The sequence below is a fragment of the Salinibacterium sp. ZJ450 genome, from assembly GCF_011751885.2.
Taxonomy (GTDB): Bacteria; Actinomycetota; Actinomycetes; order Actinomycetales; family Microbacteriaceae; genus Ruicaihuangia.
Window position 1 is genome coordinate 2,150,422 of the sequence record NZ_CP061771.1, and the last position, 18,319, is coordinate 2,168,740.

General features: G+C 68.1%; 21 protein-coding genes and 2 pseudogenes. 5 read left to right on the forward strand and 18 right to left on the reverse strand.

The features are described from left to right. Window positions 1-21: 21 nt before the first annotated feature. The 3 genes and pseudogenes from tsf to rpsB form a co-directional block, all read right to left on the reverse strand. On the reverse strand, window positions 22-849 hold the full coding sequence (gene tsf / locus HCT51_RS10310) for a translation elongation factor Ts (protein WP_166873611.1): 828 nt from the start codon (window positions 847-849) through the stop codon (window positions 22-24). Window positions 850-860: 11 nt separating this feature from the next. Then, window positions 861-1,040, reverse strand: a pseudogene (locus HCT51_RS18995) (30S ribosomal protein S2); the annotation flags it as partial. Between the two features lie 62 nt (window positions 1,041-1,102). Further along, window positions 1,103-1,859, reverse strand: a pseudogene (gene rpsB, locus HCT51_RS10315) (30S ribosomal protein S2); the annotation flags it as partial. A 306-nt stretch (window positions 1,860-2,165) separates the two neighbouring features. Between rpsB and HCT51_RS10320 the strand changes: the two are divergent. Further along, window positions 2,166-2,711: a M23 family metallopeptidase gene (locus HCT51_RS10320; protein ID WP_166873622.1), complete on the forward strand. Its 546-nt coding sequence runs from the start codon at window positions 2,166-2,168 to the stop codon at window positions 2,709-2,711. A gap of 23 nt (window positions 2,712-2,734) precedes the next feature. Here HCT51_RS10320 and HCT51_RS10325 read toward each other — a convergent pair whose 3' ends face one another. From HCT51_RS10325 to rplS, 9 genes are all read right to left on the reverse strand, one after another. After that, a complete protein-coding gene (locus tag HCT51_RS10325; protein ID WP_224760441.1) occupies window positions 2,735-3,697 on the reverse strand; it encodes a tyrosine recombinase XerC in 963 nt (320 codons plus the stop codon). A gap of 17 nt (window positions 3,698-3,714) precedes the next feature. Beyond that, window positions 3,715-4,668, reverse strand: a complete 954-nt coding sequence (locus HCT51_RS10330; protein ID WP_166873627.1) for a phosphodiesterase — start codon at window positions 4,666-4,668, stop codon at window positions 3,715-3,717. 67 nt (window positions 4,669-4,735) lie between these two features. After that, a complete protein-coding gene (gene dprA / locus HCT51_RS10335; protein WP_166873632.1) occupies window positions 4,736-5,950 on the reverse strand; it encodes a DNA-processing protein DprA in 1,215 nt (404 codons plus the stop codon). Beyond that, window positions 5,947-7,482: a YifB family Mg chelatase-like AAA ATPase gene (locus HCT51_RS10340; RefSeq protein ID WP_166873637.1), complete on the reverse strand. Its 1,536-nt coding sequence runs from the start codon at window positions 7,480-7,482 to the stop codon at window positions 5,947-5,949. Before HCT51_RS10340 ends, dprA begins: the two co-directional genes overlap by 4 nt. Beyond that, on the reverse strand, window positions 7,482-7,835 hold the full coding sequence (locus tag HCT51_RS10345) for a YraN family protein (protein ID WP_166873640.1): 354 nt from the start codon (window positions 7,833-7,835) through the stop codon (window positions 7,482-7,484). Before HCT51_RS10345 ends, HCT51_RS10340 begins: the two co-directional genes overlap by 1 nt. A 95-nt stretch (window positions 7,836-7,930) precedes the next feature. Continuing rightward, on the reverse strand, window positions 7,931-8,254 hold the full coding sequence (locus tag HCT51_RS10350; protein WP_166873643.1) for a DUF2469 family protein: 324 nt from the start codon (window positions 8,252-8,254) through the stop codon (window positions 7,931-7,933). Between the two features lie 41 nt (window positions 8,255-8,295). Beyond that, the gene (locus HCT51_RS10355) at window positions 8,296-8,961 is read right to left on the reverse strand and encodes a ribonuclease HII (RefSeq protein ID WP_166873647.1); all 666 of its coding nucleotides are present in this window, start codon (window positions 8,959-8,961) and stop codon (window positions 8,296-8,298) included. Between the two features lie 9 nt (window positions 8,962-8,970). Continuing rightward, window positions 8,971-9,714: a signal peptidase I gene (lepB, locus tag HCT51_RS10360; RefSeq protein WP_166873649.1), complete on the reverse strand. Its 744-nt coding sequence runs from the start codon at window positions 9,712-9,714 to the stop codon at window positions 8,971-8,973. 67 nt (window positions 9,715-9,781) lie between these two features. Next, window positions 9,782-10,129 (reverse strand): 50S ribosomal protein L19, encoded by a 348-nt coding sequence (gene rplS / locus HCT51_RS10365; RefSeq protein ID WP_166873652.1) that lies wholly within the window; start codon window positions 10,127-10,129, stop codon window positions 9,782-9,784. Window positions 10,130-10,391: 262 nt separating this feature from the next. On the opposite strand from rplS, the gene HCT51_RS10370 reads away from it, so the two are divergent. Continuing rightward, window positions 10,392-11,018 (forward strand): TetR/AcrR family transcriptional regulator, encoded by a 627-nt coding sequence (locus tag HCT51_RS10370; protein WP_166873656.1) that lies wholly within the window; start codon window positions 10,392-10,394, stop codon window positions 11,016-11,018. Continuing rightward, complete coding sequence (gene map / locus HCT51_RS10375) at window positions 11,015-11,782, forward strand: type I methionyl aminopeptidase (protein ID WP_166873660.1); 768 nt, start codon at window positions 11,015-11,017, stop codon at window positions 11,780-11,782. Before HCT51_RS10370 ends, map begins: the two co-directional genes overlap by 4 nt. Window positions 11,783-11,891: 109 nt before the next feature. On the opposite strand, the gene HCT51_RS10380 is transcribed toward map, so the two are convergent. The 5 genes from HCT51_RS10380 to rpsP all read right to left on the reverse strand — a co-directional run bounded on the left by HCT51_RS10380 (window position 11,892) and on the right by rpsP (window position 14,685). Continuing rightward, window positions 11,892-12,398, reverse strand: coding sequence for an MFS transporter (locus HCT51_RS10380; RefSeq protein ID WP_166873664.1), 507 nt, complete (start codon window positions 12,396-12,398; stop codon window positions 11,892-11,894). Between the two features lie 112 nt (window positions 12,399-12,510). Further along, on the reverse strand, window positions 12,511-13,221 hold the full coding sequence (trmD, locus tag HCT51_RS10385) for a tRNA (guanosine(37)-N1)-methyltransferase TrmD (RefSeq protein WP_166873667.1): 711 nt from the start codon (window positions 13,219-13,221) through the stop codon (window positions 12,511-12,513). A 62-nt stretch (window positions 13,222-13,283) separates the two neighbouring features. After that, the gene (gene rimM, locus HCT51_RS10390; protein ID WP_166873670.1) at window positions 13,284-14,033 is read right to left on the reverse strand and encodes a ribosome maturation factor RimM; all 750 of its coding nucleotides are present in this window, start codon (window positions 14,031-14,033) and stop codon (window positions 13,284-13,286) included. Continuing rightward, the gene (locus tag HCT51_RS10395) at window positions 13,990-14,226 is read right to left on the reverse strand and encodes an RNA-binding protein (protein WP_166873673.1); all 237 of its coding nucleotides are present in this window, start codon (window positions 14,224-14,226) and stop codon (window positions 13,990-13,992) included. The genes rimM and HCT51_RS10395 overlap by 44 nt, the downstream gene beginning before the upstream one ends. A 3-nt stretch (window positions 14,227-14,229) precedes the next feature. Beyond that, window positions 14,230-14,685, reverse strand: a complete 456-nt coding sequence (gene rpsP, locus HCT51_RS10400; protein ID WP_166873676.1) for a 30S ribosomal protein S16 — start codon at window positions 14,683-14,685, stop codon at window positions 14,230-14,232. A 214-nt stretch (window positions 14,686-14,899) separates the two neighbouring features. Here rpsP and HCT51_RS10405 point away from each other — a divergent pair, with 214 nt between their 5' ends. Together HCT51_RS10405 and HCT51_RS10410 are read left to right on the forward strand one after the other, a co-directional pair. Next, a complete protein-coding gene (locus tag HCT51_RS10405; protein WP_166873679.1) occupies window positions 14,900-16,042 on the forward strand; it encodes a glutamate--cysteine ligase in 1,143 nt (380 codons plus the stop codon). Window positions 16,043-16,151: 109 nt separating this feature from the next. Then, window positions 16,152-17,633, forward strand: coding sequence for an MDR family MFS transporter (locus HCT51_RS10410; RefSeq protein ID WP_224760442.1), 1,482 nt, complete (start codon window positions 16,152-16,154; stop codon window positions 17,631-17,633). Here the strand turns inward: HCT51_RS10410 and HCT51_RS10415 are convergent. Continuing rightward, window positions 17,630-18,280, reverse strand: a complete 651-nt coding sequence (locus HCT51_RS10415) for a UdgX family uracil-DNA binding protein (RefSeq protein WP_166873682.1) — start codon at window positions 18,278-18,280, stop codon at window positions 17,630-17,632. The two genes, HCT51_RS10410 and HCT51_RS10415, sit on opposite strands and share 4 nt — an antisense overlap. Window positions 18,281-18,319: the final 39 nt, after the last annotated feature.

An 18,319-nucleotide genomic window follows, 5' to 3' on the forward strand; every position in this document is an offset into this window, starting at 1 on the left:
CGAACCCCGAAATCAGATGAGTTACGCGCCGACCTTGAAGCGGGCGAAACCGGTGATGGTCAGGCCTGCGTCAGACGCGACCTTACCGACGGAGACCTTGTTGTCGCGGGCGTAGTCCTGCTCGAGCAGGGCGACCTGCTTGAAGTAGGCGCCGACACGGCCCTCGATGATCTTCGGAAGGGCGGCCTCGGGCTTGCCCTCGCCGCGGCTGATCTCTTCCACGATGCGACGCTCATTGTCGACCTCAGCCTCGGGAACGTCTTCACGTGCCAGGTAGCTGGGGTTGGCGAACGAGATGTGCTGTGCGATGCCGCGAGCGGTCTCTGCGTCGTCTCCCGTGTAGCCGACGACCACGCCGACCTGCGGCGGCAGGTCCTTGTTGGTGCGGTGCAGGTACACAGCGAACTTCTCGGCCTCGATGGCAGCGACGCGACGCAGCTCGATCTTCTCGCCGAGGATTGCAGCCTCGTTGCCGATCAGGTCGGCAACGGTTCCACCCTCAGCGGGAGCAGCGAGTGCTTCTTCGACGGACGTGGCGCCTGCGGCGACAACCGCGGCCAGCACCTTGTCGCCGAGTGCAACGAACTTGTCGCCCTTGGCGACGAAGTCGGTCTCGCAGGCGAGCTCGATGATCGTGGTCGACGATCCGTTCTCGGCTGCGGCGACCAGGCCTTCGCTGGTGGAGCGGTCGGCACGCTTCGCGTTGCCTTTCGCACCCTTGAGGCGAAGCAGCTCGGTGGCCTTCTCCAGGTCACCCTCGGCCTCAACCAGGGCGTTCTTGGTGTCGACCATGCCGGTGCCGAGGCGCTCACGCAGAGTCTTGATGTCTTCCAGGCTGACGTTTGCCATAGCTGGGCTCCTTACTTGGCGTCGGTGTCGGTGACGGGCGTCTTCTCGGCCTCGCTGGCCTCAGCCTCGATGCGAGCCTCGGTTGCAGCATCCGTCTCCGGAGCGTGCACGGGAACGAGGTTCGGGTCGGCGGCGGCTTCGTGCTCGGCCACCACAGCGTCGGCGTCGTTCTCTTCAACCGGAGCCGACGCGACGGGAGCCGCAGCCTCGGTCGCAGCGGCCTCGGGGGCGCCAGCCTCCGCGGTCTCGGATGCTCCGAGAAGCTCGGCTTCCCAGGCGGCGAGCGGCTCAACAGCCGACACGTTGCCCTCTTCGGGCTTCTGGTGGCGCTGGATGAGGCCCTCGGCGGCAGCGTCGGCGATGATGCGGGTCAGCAGGCTGACCGAGCGGATCGCGTCGTCGTTACCCGGGATCGGGTACTGAACTTCGTCCGGGTCGCAGTTGGTGTCGAGGATGCCGATGACCGGGATGCCCAGCTTGATGGCCTCGTCGATCGCCAGGTGCTCCTTCTTGGTGTCGACAACCCACAGCGCCGATGGCGTCTTGGTGAGGTTGCGGATACCACCGAGCGTCTTGTGCAGCTTGTCGAGCTCGCGACGCTTGATGAGGAGCTCCTTCTTGGTGAAGCCCTTCGTGGTGTCGTCGAAGTCGAGTTCCTCGAGCTCCTTCATGCGCGCAAGGCGCTTGGAGACCGTCTGGAAGTTGGTGAGAAGGCCACCGAGCCAGCGCTGGTTGACGTAGGGCTGGCCGACGCGGGTCGCCTGCTCGGCGATGGACTCCTGCGCCTGCTTCTTGGTGCCTACGAAGAGGATGGTGCCGCCGTGGGCAACCGTCTCCTTGACGAAGTCGTATGCAGTGTCGATGTATGCGAGCGACTGCTGCAGGTCGATGATGTAGATGCCGGAACGCTCGGTGAAGATGAAGCGCTTCATCTTCGGGTTCCAACGGCGGGTCTGGTGCCCGAAGTGCACGCCGCTGTCGAGCAGCTGACGGATTGTTACGACGGCCATGGCCGTGCTCCTTTTCATGACGCACTGGTGCGTCGTTCTCAGTTGTTATCGCGGCCGGATGGCGCGAGTCCTGGCGCCCTGCCGCACCCGCCCGCCGCCTGCGATTGCTGCAGCGGGACTGAATGGATGCGATGGCGTGTGCGAACACACGCTGGGCACGCGTAGTCACTCCGCCGAGGCGGAATGCGGGGTCAATCGTATCACCGACTCACCGCCGGCTCCGTCCACCTCTCCCCCACCCGCGCGCGGGTCCACAACCGGCGCCCTGTGCGTGTGCCGATGCTGCCCGGCGGGTGAGGATGAGGCATGCGTCAGGTTCTTGCGCTCGCGCTGCTGCTCACAGCATCCGGGCCGTCCGTGGCAGCGGCTCCGGTGGCGGCGGCCGTCGTTGCCGTCGTGGCAGCGACTCCCCTGGCGGCGGGTCCCGCCGCGCCCTGGCTCTGGCCGGTCGACTCGCCGCGGATTGTCGACCGCCCGTTCCTCGCCCCAGCCACGCCGTACTCGGTCGGGCACCGTGGCGTGGATCTCCACGTCGCAGCTGGAGCAGGCGCCGCGGTGCGGGCGCCCGCGGCCGGCGTCGTGCACTTCGCGGGCGTGGTGGTGGACCGACCGGTGTTGTCGATCCGGCATCCTGGCGGCCTGATCTCCAGCTACGAACCGGTGGCATCGAGCCTGGTCGCGGGTGAGCCGGTGTCGGCCGGTGAGGTCATCGGCACGGTGACCGGGACGGGTCACTGCCCGCGAGTCTGTCTGCACCTGGGCGTGCGGGTGGATGGCGAGTACGTGTCACCGATGCGGTATCTCGGGGTGCTGCCCCGCGCGGTGTTGCTGCCGACCCGGCCGATCCGCTGATGGCGCCCGGCCGCGCGACAGGGTCAGGCGCGCGGGTGCGCCGACTGGTAGCTCTGCTTCAGCCGCTCCATCGAGACGTGGGTGTAAATCTGCGTGGTGCCGAGGCTGGCGTGGCCGAGCATCTCCTGCACCGCCCGCAGGTCTGCTCCGCCGTCGAGCAGGTGGGTGGCTGCGGTGTGGCGCAGGGCGTGCGGACCGGCGGGGCCGGTTCCCGGCAGGCTGTTCAGCAGCGCGGCGACCAGCCGGTACACCGCGCGCGAGCCCAGCCGGCCGCCGCGTGCCCCGAGGAACAGCGCGGTGGTGCGTTGTGAGCTGGTGGGTTGCGCGCTGCGGGGTTGCGCGCTGGCGGGTTGGGCGCTCGTGGGGTGTGTGAGCAGTTCGGGTCGGCCGCGGTGCAAGTAGTCCTGCAGCGCGCGCAGGGCGGGCACCCCGAATGGCACGACGCGCTGCCGGGATCCCTTGCCGGTGACCCGCACGGTGAGCTTGCCCTGATCGACATCCGCGGTATCGAGGCCCACCAGTTCGCTCACTCGCAACGCCGACGCGTACAGCAATTCGATCACGGCGAGGTCGCGCACGGCACCCGGGTCGCCCGTTGCCGCCCGCCCGGACAGTGAGCCGAGGATGCCGTCCATCTGCTCTCGGGTGAGCACGCGGGGCAGGTGCCGGTCGGCCTTCGGGGCGCGCAGTCGAGCCGCGGCATCCGCTTCTTGCTCGCCGGTGGCACTCAGCCAGCCCGTCAGTCCCCGCGCGGCGGCGGAGCGTCGGGCGAGGCTTGCCTTCGCCAGTGACTGCTGCGAGCCGTCCCAGAGCCAGTCGCGCAGCAGCTCGAGGTTGAGCCCCGCGACATCCGTAACGCCACGATTCTCGGCGAAGGTGGCCAGCTGCAGCAGGTCGGAGCGGTATGAGCGCACGGTGTTGGCGCTGAATCCCCGCTCGGCGGTGAGATAGACCATGAACTGGTCGATAGCGTGATCAAGCTGCACGGGAACTATCGTGCTCGCTATTCCGGGATCGGGGTGGACGCCTCGCTGGTCGCGCCCTCGGCCATGGTGAAGGTGGAGTGCTTGCTCGACAGCACCTCCCGGCGCTGCTCCGGCGTCAACGCGTCGACTCGAGCGCGCGCGGAGGCCGGCCAGCCGGTGACCTCCCGGGTCTCGCTCACCGGGACGATGGTGTGCACCACCCGGTCGGCGAGCACGTGCACCAGGTTGATGGATTGGCCGCCCTCGACGCCGGAGAGCAGCCGGTCGGCGTCCGCCATCGGGTCGAGGGTGTAGCAGGTCGCCGCGGCGACGGACACCGGGATGCCGGCAAACAGGCTGTGGGTGGCGTAGTGCAGGTGCCCGCCGAGGATGCCCCGCACGTCGCTGCCGGCGAGCACCGAGGCCAGGCGATCCTGCCGCTCCAGCTCCAGGGTCGCCATGATGTCGACGGTCACCGGGATGGGCGGGTGGTGTACCGCGAGCAGGGTGCCCTCGGGGGCGGAGGTGGCAAGTTCGGCGGCGAGCCACTCCAGCTGTGCGTCGGTGATCTCGCCGTGGTGGTAGCCGGGCACGGTGGTGTCGAAGCTGATCACCCGCAGCCCGCCCAGCCAGTGCACGCGGTCCTGGGGTGCGTCGGTCTCGGTCTCGCCGTGCAGCAGGCTCGCGAACGCTGCCCGTTCGTCGTGGTTGCCCATCACCCAGATCACCTGGGCGCCGAGCCGCTCGGCGACGGGCTCCACCATGGCGCGCAGGCGCGCGTAAGCGTCGGGTTCCGCGAGGTCGGCCAGGTCGCCGGTGAAGAGCAGCGCTTCGGGGCGCACGCCCGACCGCTCCAGGTGGGCGAGCGCCCTGGCCAGGTTCGATTCGACGTCGACTGCGCCGTACAGCGGGCGTCCCTCGGCGAGGAAGTGGGTGTCGCTGAGGTGGGCGATGACATGGGCAGGTGCCGCATACTGGCCGAGTTGGGTCACCCGCCCACCCTATTCAATGCCGGAGACACTCGGCGACGCTATCGACAGTCGGCGAGGCCGGAGCCAGTCAGCGGCGCTGTCGCAGCCACCCGGTGTCGCGCTCGGTCACCCTGCCTTCCAACTCGAGGGTGGCGAGCAGCCCCTGCACCTGGGCGACCGACAGGCCACAGCGGGCCGCGATGTCGGCTGCCCGGCGAGCCGAGCGGCTGCTGAGCGCGTCGAGCACGCGCAGTTGTTCTGGGTTGTTGAGCGCCGCGCCAGACACCGGCGGCGGATCGTCGAAACCGGGGTGCAGTTGCGCCATCTCGTCCGGGTTGGTGACGCAGATCGCGTCGTACTCACGGATGAGCCGGTGACATCCGGCCGAGGCCGCACTGGTGACTGGCCCCGGCACCGCGCCGAGCGGGCGTCCCATCGCCGCCGCATGCCCTGCCGTGTTCAGCGAGCCGGATCGCCAGCCGGCCTCGAGCACCACGGTGGCCTGACTGGCCGCCGCTATTAATCTGTTGCGTTGCAAAAAACGCCACTTGGTGGGGGCCGTGCCGCAAGGCACCTCGGAGATCACCATGCCGACCTCGGTCATGCGGGCCAGCAACGCCTCGTGGCCGGTCGGGTAGAACCGGTCGAGCCCTCCGGCGAGGAACGCCACCGTGACACCGCGGCTCGCGAGCGCGGCCCGGTGCGCCATCCCGTCGATGCCATACGCGGCCCCGGACACGATGGCGAAGCCGCGGTCGACGAGTCCACTGGATGCCTCCAGGGTCACACTCTCGCCGTAACCGGTGGCGGCGCGGGCGCCGACCAACGCCAGCGACCGATCGAGCGCCGGCAACGCGTGCGGTTTGCCCTTGGTCCAGACGGCCAGTGGCGCGTGCGGCCCGAGATCGTCGAATCCGCGGGGCCAGCCGTCGTCGGTCGGCACGAGCAGCCGGATCCCGTGCAGCAACGCCTGCTGCAGCGACCGCAGCAATCCGGATGAGGACAGCCGTGGCCGCCAGCGGTCGAGCGCCGCGGTGACCGCGTCAGCGGTGGCCGTGATCCCGGACTCGGTCAGCATGGCGACCATCCGGTCGGCGGGCCACTGGTCGATCAGGGCAGCCAGGGCGACAGGGGCACCCTGGGCGGCGATCAACTCCCCCGCGTCCCGGTCTCCGGGCTCGGCGATGCCGGTCCACGCGGCGAGAGCCAGCCGCTCCACGAGTTCCTCCCGATCCAGGTCGTCGCGGGTGAGGTCGCGCACCAGCGGTGCCACCGCTGCTTCTGTCAGCCCGAAGATGCTCATGACGACGTGGCCTTTCGGAAGTAGAGCGCCTGGCCGAGGTGCTCAGCGCTGGGTCGCTCGGCCCCGGCGAGGTCGGCGATGGTCCAGGACAAGCGGAGTACTCGGTCATAGCCGCGCATGGTGACGCCGCCGCGCTCGAGCGCCCGGTCCAGTGGCGCGGTGACGGATGGGGCGAGCCGCTGGGCCGGATCCCGCAGGTACGTCCCCGGCACCTCCGAGTTCAGCGACCATGGGGTGCGTTCCAGTCGCGCGGCAGCGGCATCCCGCGCGGCCGCGACCCGCGCCCGGGCGGCGCCGGTACTGAGGCGGGGCGACTCGTCGGCGATCCGCAGTTGCGCGGAGGTGATCCGATGCACCCGCAGCTGGATGTCGATGCGGTCGAGCAGCGGCCCGGACAGCCGCGCCAGATAGCGGCGGCGGGCGTACGGCGGGCAGGTGCAGTCGGAGTCGCGGGACCCGTATTGGCCGCAGGGGCACGGGTTCGCGGCGAGGATCAGGTGGAACCGGCCGGGAAAGTGGGCAATGGCGTTCGCCCGGTGGATGCTGATCACGCCAGACTCGAGCGGTTCCCGCAGGGCGTCGAGCGCGGTCATGGCGAATTCTGGCGCCTCATCCAGAAACAGCACGCCGTGGCTGGCGCGGGCTGCGGCTCCCGGGCGGATCTGACCGCTGCCTCCTCCGATCAACGCCGCGGGTGTGGCGGTGTGGTGGGGCGCTTCCCACGGCGGTCGTTTCGCCAGCTCGCGGCCGACCGGCAGGCCGGCGAGTGAGCGCACCGAGCTCACCTCGAGCGCCGCTTCCGGGCGCAGGTCGGGCAGCAGCCCCGGCAGCCGGGCGGCGAGCATGGTCTTGCCCGCGCCAGGCGGCCCGAGCAGTAGAACGTGGTGTCCGCCGGCCGCGGCGACCTGCATGGCTTCCACCGCTTCGGCGTTGCCGATGACGTCGGTGAGATCCAGTGTCTCGTCGTGCCGGTCGTCCATCGGCGCCTGCAGCAACGGCTCAACCGGCTCCGGGGGGTAGTCGCCGCCGTGCCAGATGGCGGCGTCGCGCAGGGACGCGACACCGATCACGCGGATGCCGGGAACCAACGCCGCCTCATCGGCGTTGCCGCTCGGCACCATCACGGTGTCGAACCCGGCCCGCGCCGCGGCGAGCACCGCGGGCAGGACGCCCGCGATCGGGCGCAACCGACCGTCCAGCCCGAGTTCGCCCAGGTGCAGCACCCGGTCGATCGAGGTGTCGCTGATCGCGCTGTCGGCTGCGAGGGCCGCCAGCGCGATGCCGAGGTCGAAGCCTGACCCGTGTTTCGGCAGCGACGCCGGTGACAGATTAATGGTGAGCCGGTGGCTGGTGAAGCCGCAGCCCGAGTTCACGGCGGCGGACCGCACCCGATGCTGGGCCTGGCTGAGGGCGGCATCGGGCAGCCCGATGATCACGAAGGCGGGCAGCTGCGCCGAGATGTCGGCCTCGATCTCGACGATGGCGCCGCGCAAACCAATCAGCGACACCGAGTGGGTGCGCCCGACCGGCATCAGTGCACCCCCTTGAGGTGCTCGATGCTCGGAGCGGCATCCCGCGGCCAGATGATCGCGATCGCGTCGAGCCGGATGGCGGGGGCACCGGGGTGCACCTCACACCAGAGCGCGGCGAGCCGACGCATCCTGCCCATCTTCGCCGCGGAGATCGCCTCGAACGGGTGCCCGTATGCCACGCTCCGTCGGGTCTTCACCTCGACGAATGCCGTCTCGGCGCCATCGCAGACGATCAGGTCGATCTCGCCGTGCCGGCAGTGCCAGTTGCGGTCGAGCACGGTGTAGCCGGCGTCCTCCAGGAACTGGGCGGCCAGCTCCTCGCCGGCCTTGCCGAGCAGGTCTTTCTGCGCCACGGGTCACCTCCGCCACGAGCATGCCGCGGTTGGCGGCCTGTTCGGGCGCGGTTCAGCTGCCCTGTGAAACGGCTGGCCTGGGGAGGAGCGGCCCGTTACTCGTCGAGCGCGAGTTCCTTCGGCAGCTCAAGCTCCTTGGCCGACAGTTCTTCGACGTTGACATCCTTGAACGTGAGCACGCGCACCGACTTCACGAAGCGGTCGGAGCGGTACACGTCCCAGACCCAGACGTCGTGCATGGTGAGCTCGAAGTAGAAGTCGTTGGCGGTGTCCTGGCGCACCAGGGTCACGTCGTTGGCGAGGTAGAACCGTCGTTCGGTCTCGACGACGTACTTGAATTGCCCCACAACGTCGCGGTACTCGCGGTAGAGAGCCAGTTCGACCTCGCGGTCATAATCTTCGAAATCGTCGTCGTCCATGGTGCCTCAATCCTAAGCGCTGCGGACACTGACGCGCGCCGTTACTCCAGCTCGAACAGGGCCAGGTCTGGGGTCTTCAGCCAGGTCTGACGGTGGTAGTCGGTGGAGCCGAACTCGGCGATGGCCGCCAGGTGCCCGGCGCTACCATAGCCCTTATTGCCTGCCCACTCGTACAGGGGCCGGTCTTCGTGGGCGGCGATCAGCAGCCGGTCGCGGTGTACCTTCGCGATGACGGATGCCGCGGCCACCGATCCGCAGTCACGGTCTGCCTTCACCTGGGTCTGCACCCGTACCCGCGTAGTCAGGGCCGGGTTCAACCAGTCGTGGCTGCCGTCCAGCAGCACCACGCTGCCACCCAGTTCGACGCCCGCCTCGACGAGCGCCTGCAGCGCCCGCCGGCCGGCGAGGCCCAGTGCCCGGGTGATGCCGATCTCGTCGATCTCCTGCGGGGTCGCGAGCCCCACCGCAGAGAAGAGCGACCAGCTGCGCGCCGCGGGCTCGAGCGTGTCGCGCTTCTTCTCGCTGACCAGTTTGGAATCACGCAGACCGGTGGGGATGGTGCGAACCGTGGAGTCGATCACCGACAGGCCCACCGCGACCGGGCCGGCGATGGCTCCGCGGCCGACCTCGTCGCAGCCGATCACGTACTCGGCGCCCTTCTTGAAGAACGCCCGCTCCCGGTCGAGGGTCGGATCAAGCACAGTCATGATGCCCGCTCACTCAGTGGTCTGCTCCACGCCCCGGAAGGAGAATTCGTAGTTGTCGAGCCATGTCCAGCGGTCGATCGGCCAGGTGATCAGGATGGCGCGGCCGACGACGTTCTCGTACGGCACGAAGCCGTTGCCCGGCTTGTTGGTGTTGTAGCGGGAGTCCGCCGAGGCGTACCGGTTATCGCCGAGCACCCACAACGAGTCTTCCGGCACGGTGATCTCGAAGTCATCGGCCGACACGCGCGTAACCCCGGGCGGCAGCAGCACGTACGGCTCGTCGATCGGGGTGCCGTTGATGGTCAACTGACCGAACTCGTTGCAGCAGGCGACGACATCCCCTGGCAGTCCGATCACGCGCTTGATGAGGTGGTCGTTGCTGTCTGGTGCCGACAGCCCCACGATCGAGAAGAACCAGTCGAACGCCGCAACGACGGGGTTCTGCGGTTCCGGCGCCCGCGGGGTGAGCCACTGGCCCGGGTCTTTGAAGACGACCACGTCGCCGCGCTCGATCGGCATCAGGTCGGGGGTGAGCTGGTTCACGATGATGCGGTCGTTCTTGTGCAGCGTGTCCATCATCGACTCTGACGGGATGTAGAACGACCGGATCAGGAAGGTCTTGATCAGGAAGGAGATGAGGATCGCGGCGAGGAAGATGATGAGAACGTCACGAAGAAAGATCGTGACGCTCTTGCCGCGGCCGCGCTTTTCCAACGCGACGGATTCGACGCGTGTCGGTTGTGTGTCATCCAAATTAAACCCCTGAGCTCCCCTGCCCAGTGTAGGCGGAGGGGAGCTCAGAGTATGACGGGAAGCGGGCTTAGTTGAAGCGCTTCTCCTTGATCTTGGCCTTCTTGCCACGCAGGTCGCGCAGGTAGTACAGCTTCGCGCGGCGCACGTCACCGCGGGTGACAACCTCGATGTGGTCGATGACCGGGGAGTGCACCGGGAAGGTACGCTCAACGCCGACCTGGAAGCTGACCTTACGAACGGTGAAGGTCTCGCGCACGCCCTCGCCGGAACGGCCGATGACGACGCCCTGGAACACCTGAATACGCGAACGCGCACCTTCGATGATGTTGACGTGCACCTTCACGGTGTCGCCGGCGCGGAAGTCGGGAATGTCCGACTTGAGGGATGCAGCGTCGACGGAGTCGAGGATGTGCATGATAGTTCGCTCTCTGCAACCGCCACAGGTCGACCGCGGTCTAGGTGTTGTGATGTCGTATGGGATGCGCCTCGCTGAATGCTGGTTCCCCTGTGGCAGAGCCGCGCGGAGGCACAAACAACAATTATGTCACAGCACCGCACCTGCTGGCCACTTCGGGGTCGCCGCCCCTCGCGACGCGCGGACGGAGTGTTCGGGGAGAGATCGCAGCCAGTGATGAGAGTATTCCTTCTGCAACAAAAAATTGGAGACCCCCCTATCCATGAGTGAAACAACCGACCTTCTCAAGAAGATCATTCGCACCGAACCGATCCAGCAACGCAGCTCCGCCCGCATCACCTTGCTCCTCGACGCGGCGGCGGAGATCATTTCCGAGCACGGCATTGAAGGATTGACCACCAGCGACGTCGCAACGAAGTCGAAATCGTCTGTCGGTGTCGTGTACCGCTACTTCCCCAACATCCGGTCCCTGCTGCAGGCGCTTGCTGCGCGCAACATGGAGCGGTTCATGGAGCGCCTCGAAGTCGCCATCCCGCCTGAACCCGCCCGATGGGCGAACGGCCTGGATTCGGCGATCGACTGCTATGTCGACATGATGCGCACCGAGCCGGGCTTCCGCGCCATCCGTTTCGGCGACATCATCGATGACCGCCTGCTTGAGCCCGACGTCAACAGCGGCGGCATGCTGGCGCAGCTGTTCATGAGCCTGCTGATCGACCACTACGGGTTCACCAAGTCCGAAGACCTGATGTTCCGACTGGAGGTCTCCGTCGAGGTGTCCGACGCGCTGCTGAAGCGCGCCTTCCAGCATGATCCGGCCGGCGATGAACGCTTCATCGAACGCAGCCGCGACCTCGTGCGGGCAGAGCTGGGGTTGGTGTCGGCGTGATCGAGCTGCGCACACCCGCCGAGATCGAGGAGATGAAGGCGGCCGGCCAGTTCGTGGCGAGCGTGCTCACGGCCACCGCCGCGGCATCCGGTGTCGGCGTCAATCTGCTTGATCTCGACCGGCTCGCGCACGATATGATCCGCCGGGCCGGTGCCGAGAGCTGCTACCTCGATTACCACCCGTCGTTCGGCGGATCGCCGTTCGGCAAGGTGATCTGCACGTCGGTGAACGATGCCGCCCTGCACGGTGTGCCGCACAGCTACAAGCTGAAGGACGGAGACGTGCTGAGCCTCGACTTCGCCGCATCCGTCGATGGCTGGGTGTGCGATTCCGCGATCACCGTGATCGTCGGCACCCCCCGCGACGAGGATGCCCGACTGGTCAGCGTCGTCGAACGTGCCCTGCAGGCGGGCATCGCCGCCGCGCAGCCAGGCGGCCGGATGGGCGACGTCTCCGCGGCCATCGGCGCCGTCTGCGAGGCGGAAGGGTTCGGCGTGAACACCGACTTCGGCGGGCACGGCGTCGGCCGCACCATGCACGGCGACCCGCACGTTCCCAACAACGGCCGCCCGGCGCGCGGCATGCCGCTGAAACCCGGCCTGGTGTTCGCGATCGAACCGTGGCTGATGCTCGGCACGGACAAGATCTACACCGATCAGAACGACGGCTGGACCCTGCGCAGCGCCGACGGCTCCCGCGCCGCCCACGTGGAGCACACGATCGCCATCACCGAGGCTGGGCCGGTCGTGCTCACCGCGCGCTAAGCCCTGCCGGGCCGAGCCTGAGCACCTCGAGCGCCGCAGTTTCCCGCGAACGCCACCGTTCTCACCACGGCGCTCGTGTGAAACTGCGGCGCTCGCGCGTTAAGGCGCGTTAGGAGCCGTGCGGCGGATCGATGCGGATGACCGGGCCGTCACCGAGGCGTGGATCGTAGCCGGCACCAGCGCGCGGGTCGGATGCCACGGGCACTGTCTGCTCGAAACTGGCGAGCACCACCGACATCCGGTTGCGGGTCTCAGCGATCAGCTGGTAGATGGCGTTCCAGAACGCGACGATGCCGACGACGATGCCGACCAGCGCCAGCGTGGCGGAAACCTGCGGGTCGCCGGCGAGGCTGTGGGCCACGATCAGCGCCCACCACAGGCTGACGATGGCGGCGTCAAGGGTCGACACGGCGCGGGCATCGCGCGCGCTGCGTCGCGCTCGGGTGAGGCCGGCGACGGCCGCCAGCGCAATGGCGAGGATCGGCGCGATGAAGAGGTACGCCACGAAGTCCCAGCCAGTGTCCGCGCCGAAGATCCCGCGAGAAACCAGCAGCCAGGCGGGCAGCACGAGGGCAGCCCAGAACTGGGCACGGAAGATTGCTGTGCGATACCACATGGGGCAACAGTACCGGTCGGGCCTTGGTGAAAGCCGGGGATTCCGCGGAGGGCGCACGGCCGAAGCGGCGCCCGGCGGTCAGCCGAGGCTGGTGCTCAGCCCAGGCTGGTGCTCAGCCCAGATCGAGGTCGAAGTCGAGCAGGTCTGGCCGCACCCGTCTGGTGCGCTCGACCTGCTGCTCCCGGCGCCAGGCGGCGATGGCGGCGTGGTTACCGCTCAGCAGCACAGGCGGCACGTCGTGCCCCCGCCAGCTGGACGGTTTGGTGTAGCTGGGGTACTCGAGCAGGCCGTCCTCATGGCTCTCCTCGGTCAGGCTCTCCGGGTTGCCGATGACCCCGGGGATGAGACGGCCGATCGCCTCGATCATCGCCATCACGGCGACCTCTCCCCCGTTCAGCACGTAGTCGCCGAGGCTCACCAACCGCACTGTGGCGCGCGACGCGGTGTCGTCGAAGACGCGCTGGTCGATGCCCTCGTACCGGCCGCAGCCGAACACCAGGTGCTGTTCGGTCGACAACTCGCGGGCCATCGCCTGGGTGAACACCTCACCGGCGGGCGAGGGGAAAATCACCACGGGTTCGACACCGGATGCTGCGGACCCGAGCACCTCGTCGAGGGCAGCACCCCACGGCTCCGGTTTCATCACCATGCCGGCGCCCCCGCCGTATGGCGTGTCATCGACGGTGCGGTGCCGGTCGTGCGTATGGTCGCGCAGGTTGTGCAGTTCGAGCTCGATCAGGCCGGTCTGCCTGGCCTTGCCGAGCAGGGAGATGTCGAGTACCTCGAAGAACTCGGGAAAGATCGTGACGATGTCAATGCGCACGCTACGACGATAGTCGTCGTGCGGCGGGCTGCTCGCCCGGTCACCGCCGCGAGGCTCGGGGGTCAGTTGTCCGACTCGGCTGCGTCAGTCGGCTCGGCCGGCTCGGCTGCCTCGGACGGCTCGGATGTCTCAGCCTGCTCGGGCGCCTCAGCCTGCTCGGACTCGCCAGCGGCCCGGACTGCCTTCGGCTCCGCGTCATCCGGAATCTCTTCGAAGAGACCGATCGGCGGCGTGACGGTGACGGTACCGGCCTTGATATCGACCGCCGACACGATCGCCTTGACGAACGGCACCAGGACCTCGTCGGCGTCGGTCTTGACGACGAGCAGGTCTTGGGCGGGCATGTGGTCGACGCGGGTCACCGTGCCGACCGTGACGCCGTCACGCAGCACACGGAGGCCGACCAGCTGATGGTCGTACCAGGCGTCTTCTTCGGCAGGCAGCTCGGTGACATCCTGATCGACCCAGAGGATCGCCTTGAGCAGGGTCTCGGCGGCGCTGCGGTCGGGGACGCCCTTGAAGAAACCGACCGGATGACCGTTGTACCAGCGCAGCTCGACGAGCTCGAGGGTCTTGCCGTGCCACGGCGACTCGCTCGGCACCTGGAGGGTGAACTGGGCGCCGGGAACGAACCGGCGTTCCGGCTCGTCGGTGAACAGCTCGAGCTTGATGGCGCCCTTCAGCCCGTGGGCCTTGGTGAGACGGCCGACACGGAGCTGGGTGCGGTTGGGCTGGGGGGAACTGGTGGAACTCACAAGCAGAGTATTTCTAGTTGTCGGTGTCGACGACGTCGACACGAACGCGCTTGCCATCCGCCAGCGCGGTGATCAACGTGCGGAGAGCCTTGGCGGTCCGCCCGGAACGGCCGATCACGCGTCCGAGGTCCTCGGGGTGCACACGCACCTCGAGGACCTCGCCACGCGCAGAACTCTTCGCCACTACCTGCACATCGTCCGGGTGGTCAACGATCCCCTTGACGAGGTGCTCGAGAGCGGGTGCGAGCACTGGTTACGCCTTGTCCTCTTCAGCGGCGGCCTCTGCGGCCTCCGGAGCTTCGGCAGCAGCTTCCTCGGCGGGAGCTTCCTCAGCCTTGGCTTCCTCGACGGGAGCCTTCTCGGTCTTCGGCTTCAGAACCGGCTTCTTCTTCTCGTCGGCGATGAAGGCAACCTTCTCTTCCTTCACCTTGACGGTGCTGACGGCGTCCTTGTCGCCCTTGAACTTGCCCCAGTCACCGGTGAGCTTCAGCAGCGCGGCGACCTGCTCGGTCGGCTGAGCGCCGACGCTCAGCCAGTACTGCGCACGCTCGGAGTCGACCAGGATCACCGAGGGCTCCTCGGTGGGGTGGTACTTGCCGATCTCCTCGATGACACGACCATCGCGCTTGGTGCGCGAGTCGGCAACGACGATGCGGTAGTAGGGCGCGCGGATCTTGCCCATGCGCTTCAAACGAATCTTGACAGCCACAATTCTCCTGAATTTATCTTTTGTGTGGTTGAACTGACAGCCGTGAGCGTGGGGGCACACTCGGCAAAAGCTCTAATGGATTCCGTGAGCGCCTGATTAGAGGGTCGGGCGGGTCACAGACTCGACTAACTATTCTGACAGGTTTTTCGGACGGCGGCGTACACAACAGCTCGGTTTGATAGCGGTTCTGCGCGGGAGTTGCCAGAATCAGGACGTGCCTCTCGACTTTCCGCAGTCCCCGCGTTCGACACTTGGCATCGAATGGGAGTTACTCTGCGTCGATCGTCGCAGCGGCGAACTGCGGCCGGCCGCCCCGGAGATCCTGGCCCAGTTGGCCAGCGACACGACCCGATACCCGCACGCGACGGCGGAGTTCCAGACCAACACTGTCGAGCTGGCCAGCGCCCCGCACACCAGGGTCGCGGACGCGGTGGCCGACATCGCAGAGGTGCTCGACCAGGTGCGCGAGGCCGCGGAACCGCTCGGGGTCGACCTCGCAGGGGCGGGCACGCATCCGTTCAGCGAGTGGTTCCGGCAGCACCTGACGCCCGGCAAGCCGCGGTACGAGAAGGTGCTCGAACGGGCCCAGTGGTGGGCCCGGCAGATGCTGATCTGGGGCGTGCACGTGCACGTGGGAGTGGAGGACAAGCAGAAGGTCATCCCGCTGCTGAACGCGCTGCTCACCTACTTTCCGCACTTCCAGGCGCTGTCCGCGTCCAGCCCGTACTGGGTGGGCGACAACACCGGCTACGCCTCTAACCGGGCCCTGATCTACCAGCAGCTGCCCACCGCCGGGCTGCCGCCCGCGTTCGCCGACTGGGCGGAGTACGAGTCGATGGTCGGCGACCTGGTGCGCACCGGAGTCATCGACGAGCCGAGCGAGCTGCGCTGGGACATCCGCCCGTCGATCAAGTGGGGCACCATCGAGGTGCGCGTGTTCGACAGCGTGGCAACGCTGGAAGAGGTCGGATGCCTCGCCGCACTGACCCAGTGTCTGGTCGAGGAGCTGTCCACCCAGCTGGACGAGGGCCGCGAGCTGCCGACCCTGCAGTACTGGTTCCTGCGCGAGAACAAGTGGCGGGCTGCTCGCTACGGGTTGGACGCCGAGATCATCACCACTCGTGCCGGCGACCAGACGTCCGTGCGCGACGAGTTGCGGGCGTTGGCTCGGCGTTTGGAGCCGATTGCCGAGCGGCTCGGATGCCTCGACGAGCTGCGTTTCGTCGAGGTCATCCTCGCCAGGGGTGCCGGATACCAGCGGCAACTGGCCGCCGCCGCCGAGCAGGGCGGCAGCCTGCGCGCGGTCGTGGCGAGCCTGGTGGACGAGACCCGGGACGGGCTCGGGCCGACCCCGTAGCTCGCGCCGGGAATGCGCGGCGGCCGGCTGATGTTACTGTTCTCTGCCGCCTGGCGCCGGCCACGCTTTTCTCGTGCGCGCCGCACCGTCACGTTGAGAGGACCCCCGCGTGCCAGACACGTCAACACTGCCCGAATCCCGCGCCACGGCCGACCCGGGCCGCTTGTCACCGAGGGATCGACTGGTCATCACGTTGCTGCTCGTCTCGGCGTTCGTCATGATCCTCAACGAGACGATCATGGGCGTCGCCCTGCCGCAGCTGATGGAGGATCTGCGGATCTCCGCCAGCGCCGGCCAGTGGTTGACCACCGCGTTCATGTTGACGATGGCGGTCGTCATCCCGATCACCGGGTACCTGCTCAAGCGGTTCAACACCCGGCCGATCTTCATCACCGCGATGGCGCTGTTCAGCGCCGGCACGCTGATCGCCGCCGTCTCACCCGGCTTCGAAATGCTCGTGGCCGGCCGTGTGGTGCAGGCCAGCGGCACCGCCATCATCATGCCGTTGCTGATGACGACGGTGATGACCCTGGTCGCGCCCGCACGCCGCGGCAGTGTCATGGGCACGATCTCGATCGTTATCTCGGTGGCCCCGGCGCTCGGCCCGACCGTCTCCGGGATCATCCTCAGCGCACTGGACTGGCGCTGGATGTTCTGGCTGGTGCTGCCGTTCGCGGTCGGGTCGCTCGTGGTCGGCGCGGTGCGCATCCAGAATGTGACCACGCCGACGAAGGTCCCGGTCGACATCGTCTCGATCGTGCTGTCCGCCCTCGCCTTCGGCGGGCTGATCTACGGGCTGTCTAGCCTCGGCCAGGCCGCGGAGGGCACCGCCACGCTGCCCGCCTGGATCCCGCTCGCGGCAGGCTCCGTGGCGCTGGCACTGTTCGTCACGCGGCAGCTGCGGCTGCAGCGGAAGGATGCCGCGCTGCTCGACCTGCGCACCTTCAAGTCCCCGACGTTCTCGGCGGCCATCGTGCTGATGATGATCGCAATGCTGACGATGTTCGGCACCCTCATCCTGTTGCCGATCTACCTACAGACGGTGCTCGGCCTCGAGCCGGTCGCGATCGGCCTGATGCTGCTGCCCGGCGGACTGGTGATGGGACTACTCGGACCGGTCGTCGGCCGGATCTACGACCGGCGCGGCCCGACCGTGCTGGTGGTCCCGGGCGGCGCGATCGTCAGCATGGCCTTCTGGGGAATGACCCTGTTCTCGGCGTCGACGCCGTTCGGGTGGGTGCTGGCCGCGCACGTCGGCCTGAGCGTCGGCCTCGCGCTGATGTTCACCCCGCTGTTCACCTCCGCCCTGGGTTCACTCACGCCTGAGCTGTACTCGCACGGCAGCGCCATCGTCGGCACGGCGCAGCAAGTCGCCGGGGCCGCGGGGACCGCGCTCTTCATCACCGTCATGACCGCGGTTTCCGCCGCGCAGGTCTCCGGCGGCGCCGATGAGGTCACGGCCCTCGCCGAGGGCATCCACGCGGCCTTCGTCTGGGGTGCGGTGATCTCGGTGGTCGCGCTCGCCGGCACCTTCCTGGTGCGGAAGCCCGCCGACAACCCGCAGCCTGTGGCGGTTCCTGCGGAGATCTAACGGGGTCTACGAAGTTCTGCGCCGGCGACGGTGAGGTCCGCGACGAGGGCGGTGAAGGCATCCTCGAACCCGTCCTTGCCGCGGAGGCGCAACACCGACGACGGGTGCGTGGTGATCAGCACCCGTCCCAGCTCGGCGTCCATGACTCGGCCGCGCTCGGCCCCGATTCGCACCGGACGTCCGAGCACGGCCCGGCCGGCGGTGGCGCCGAGGCAGACGACGAGCTGCGGCGCGACAACCTGGATCTCGGCGAGGAGCCAGGGCCGGCACGCCTCGATGTGCACGGTGTCGGGCTTGTCGTGGATGCGTCGTTTGCCGCGTGGAGCGATATGGTGCCGGAAGTGCTTGACCGCGTTGGTCAGGTAGAGGTCCTCTCGGGCAAGTCCCGCCCGGTCGACGGCATCCGCGAGCAGGCCGCCGGCCGGTCCGACAAAGGGTGTTCCCTCGAGATCCTCCCGGTCACCCGGCTGTTCGCCGACGAGCATGAGGGGCGCGGCCGCGCGGCCCGCCGAGAAGACCACCTGGGTGGCATCTCGCCACAGCTCGCAGCCGCGACAGGCGGGTGCAGCCTCACGGAGCTTCGGCAGGCTGGGCCGCTCGGGCACCCACTCGCCGGCGCCGGGCCGCTCCGGCGTGCTCAGAGCCATGGATGTCACAGTAGCCGCCGGCCTGGCCGAACGGCAGGG

What these genes read in the sequence shown, in the direction of transcription:
- rplS (WP_166873652.1), bottom strand. Translation starts at nt 10,129, where the DNA reads ATGCACATCCTCGACTCCGTCGACGCTGCATCCCTCAAGTCGGACATT.
- rimM (WP_166873670.1), bottom strand. Translation starts at nt 14,033, where the DNA reads ATGGCAAGCGCGTTCGTGTCGACGTCGTCGACACCGACAACTAGAAAT.
- HCT51_RS10350 (WP_166873643.1), bottom strand. Translation starts at nt 8,254, where the DNA reads ATGGACGACGACGATTTCGAAGATTATGACCGCGAGGTCGAACTGGCT.
- HCT51_RS10370 (WP_166873656.1), top strand. Translation starts at nt 10,392, where the DNA reads ATGAGTGAAACAACCGACCTTCTCAAGAAGATCATTCGCACCGAACCG.
- HCT51_RS10415 (WP_166873682.1), bottom strand. Translation starts at nt 18,280, where the DNA reads ATGGCTCTGAGCACGCCGGAGCGGCCCGGCGCCGGCGAGTGGGTGCCC.
- HCT51_RS10355 (WP_166873647.1), bottom strand. Translation starts at nt 8,961, where the DNA reads ATGACTGTGCTTGATCCGACCCTCGACCGGGAGCGGGCGTTCTTCAAG.
- dprA (WP_166873632.1), bottom strand. Translation starts at nt 5,950, where the DNA reads ATGAGCATCTTCGGGCTGACAGAAGCAGCGGTGGCACCGCTGGTGCGC.
- HCT51_RS10380 (WP_166873664.1), bottom strand. Translation starts at nt 12,398, where the DNA reads ATGTGGTATCGCACAGCAATCTTCCGTGCCCAGTTCTGGGCTGCCCTC.
- HCT51_RS10320 (WP_166873622.1), top strand. Translation starts at nt 2,166, where the DNA reads ATGCGTCAGGTTCTTGCGCTCGCGCTGCTGCTCACAGCATCCGGGCCG.
- tsf (WP_166873611.1), bottom strand. Translation starts at nt 849, where the DNA reads ATGGCAAACGTCAGCCTGGAAGACATCAAGACTCTGCGTGAGCGCCTC.
- HCT51_RS10340 (WP_166873637.1), bottom strand. Translation starts at nt 7,482, where the DNA reads ATGCCGGTCGGGCGCACCCACTCGGTGTCGCTGATTGGTTTGCGCGGC.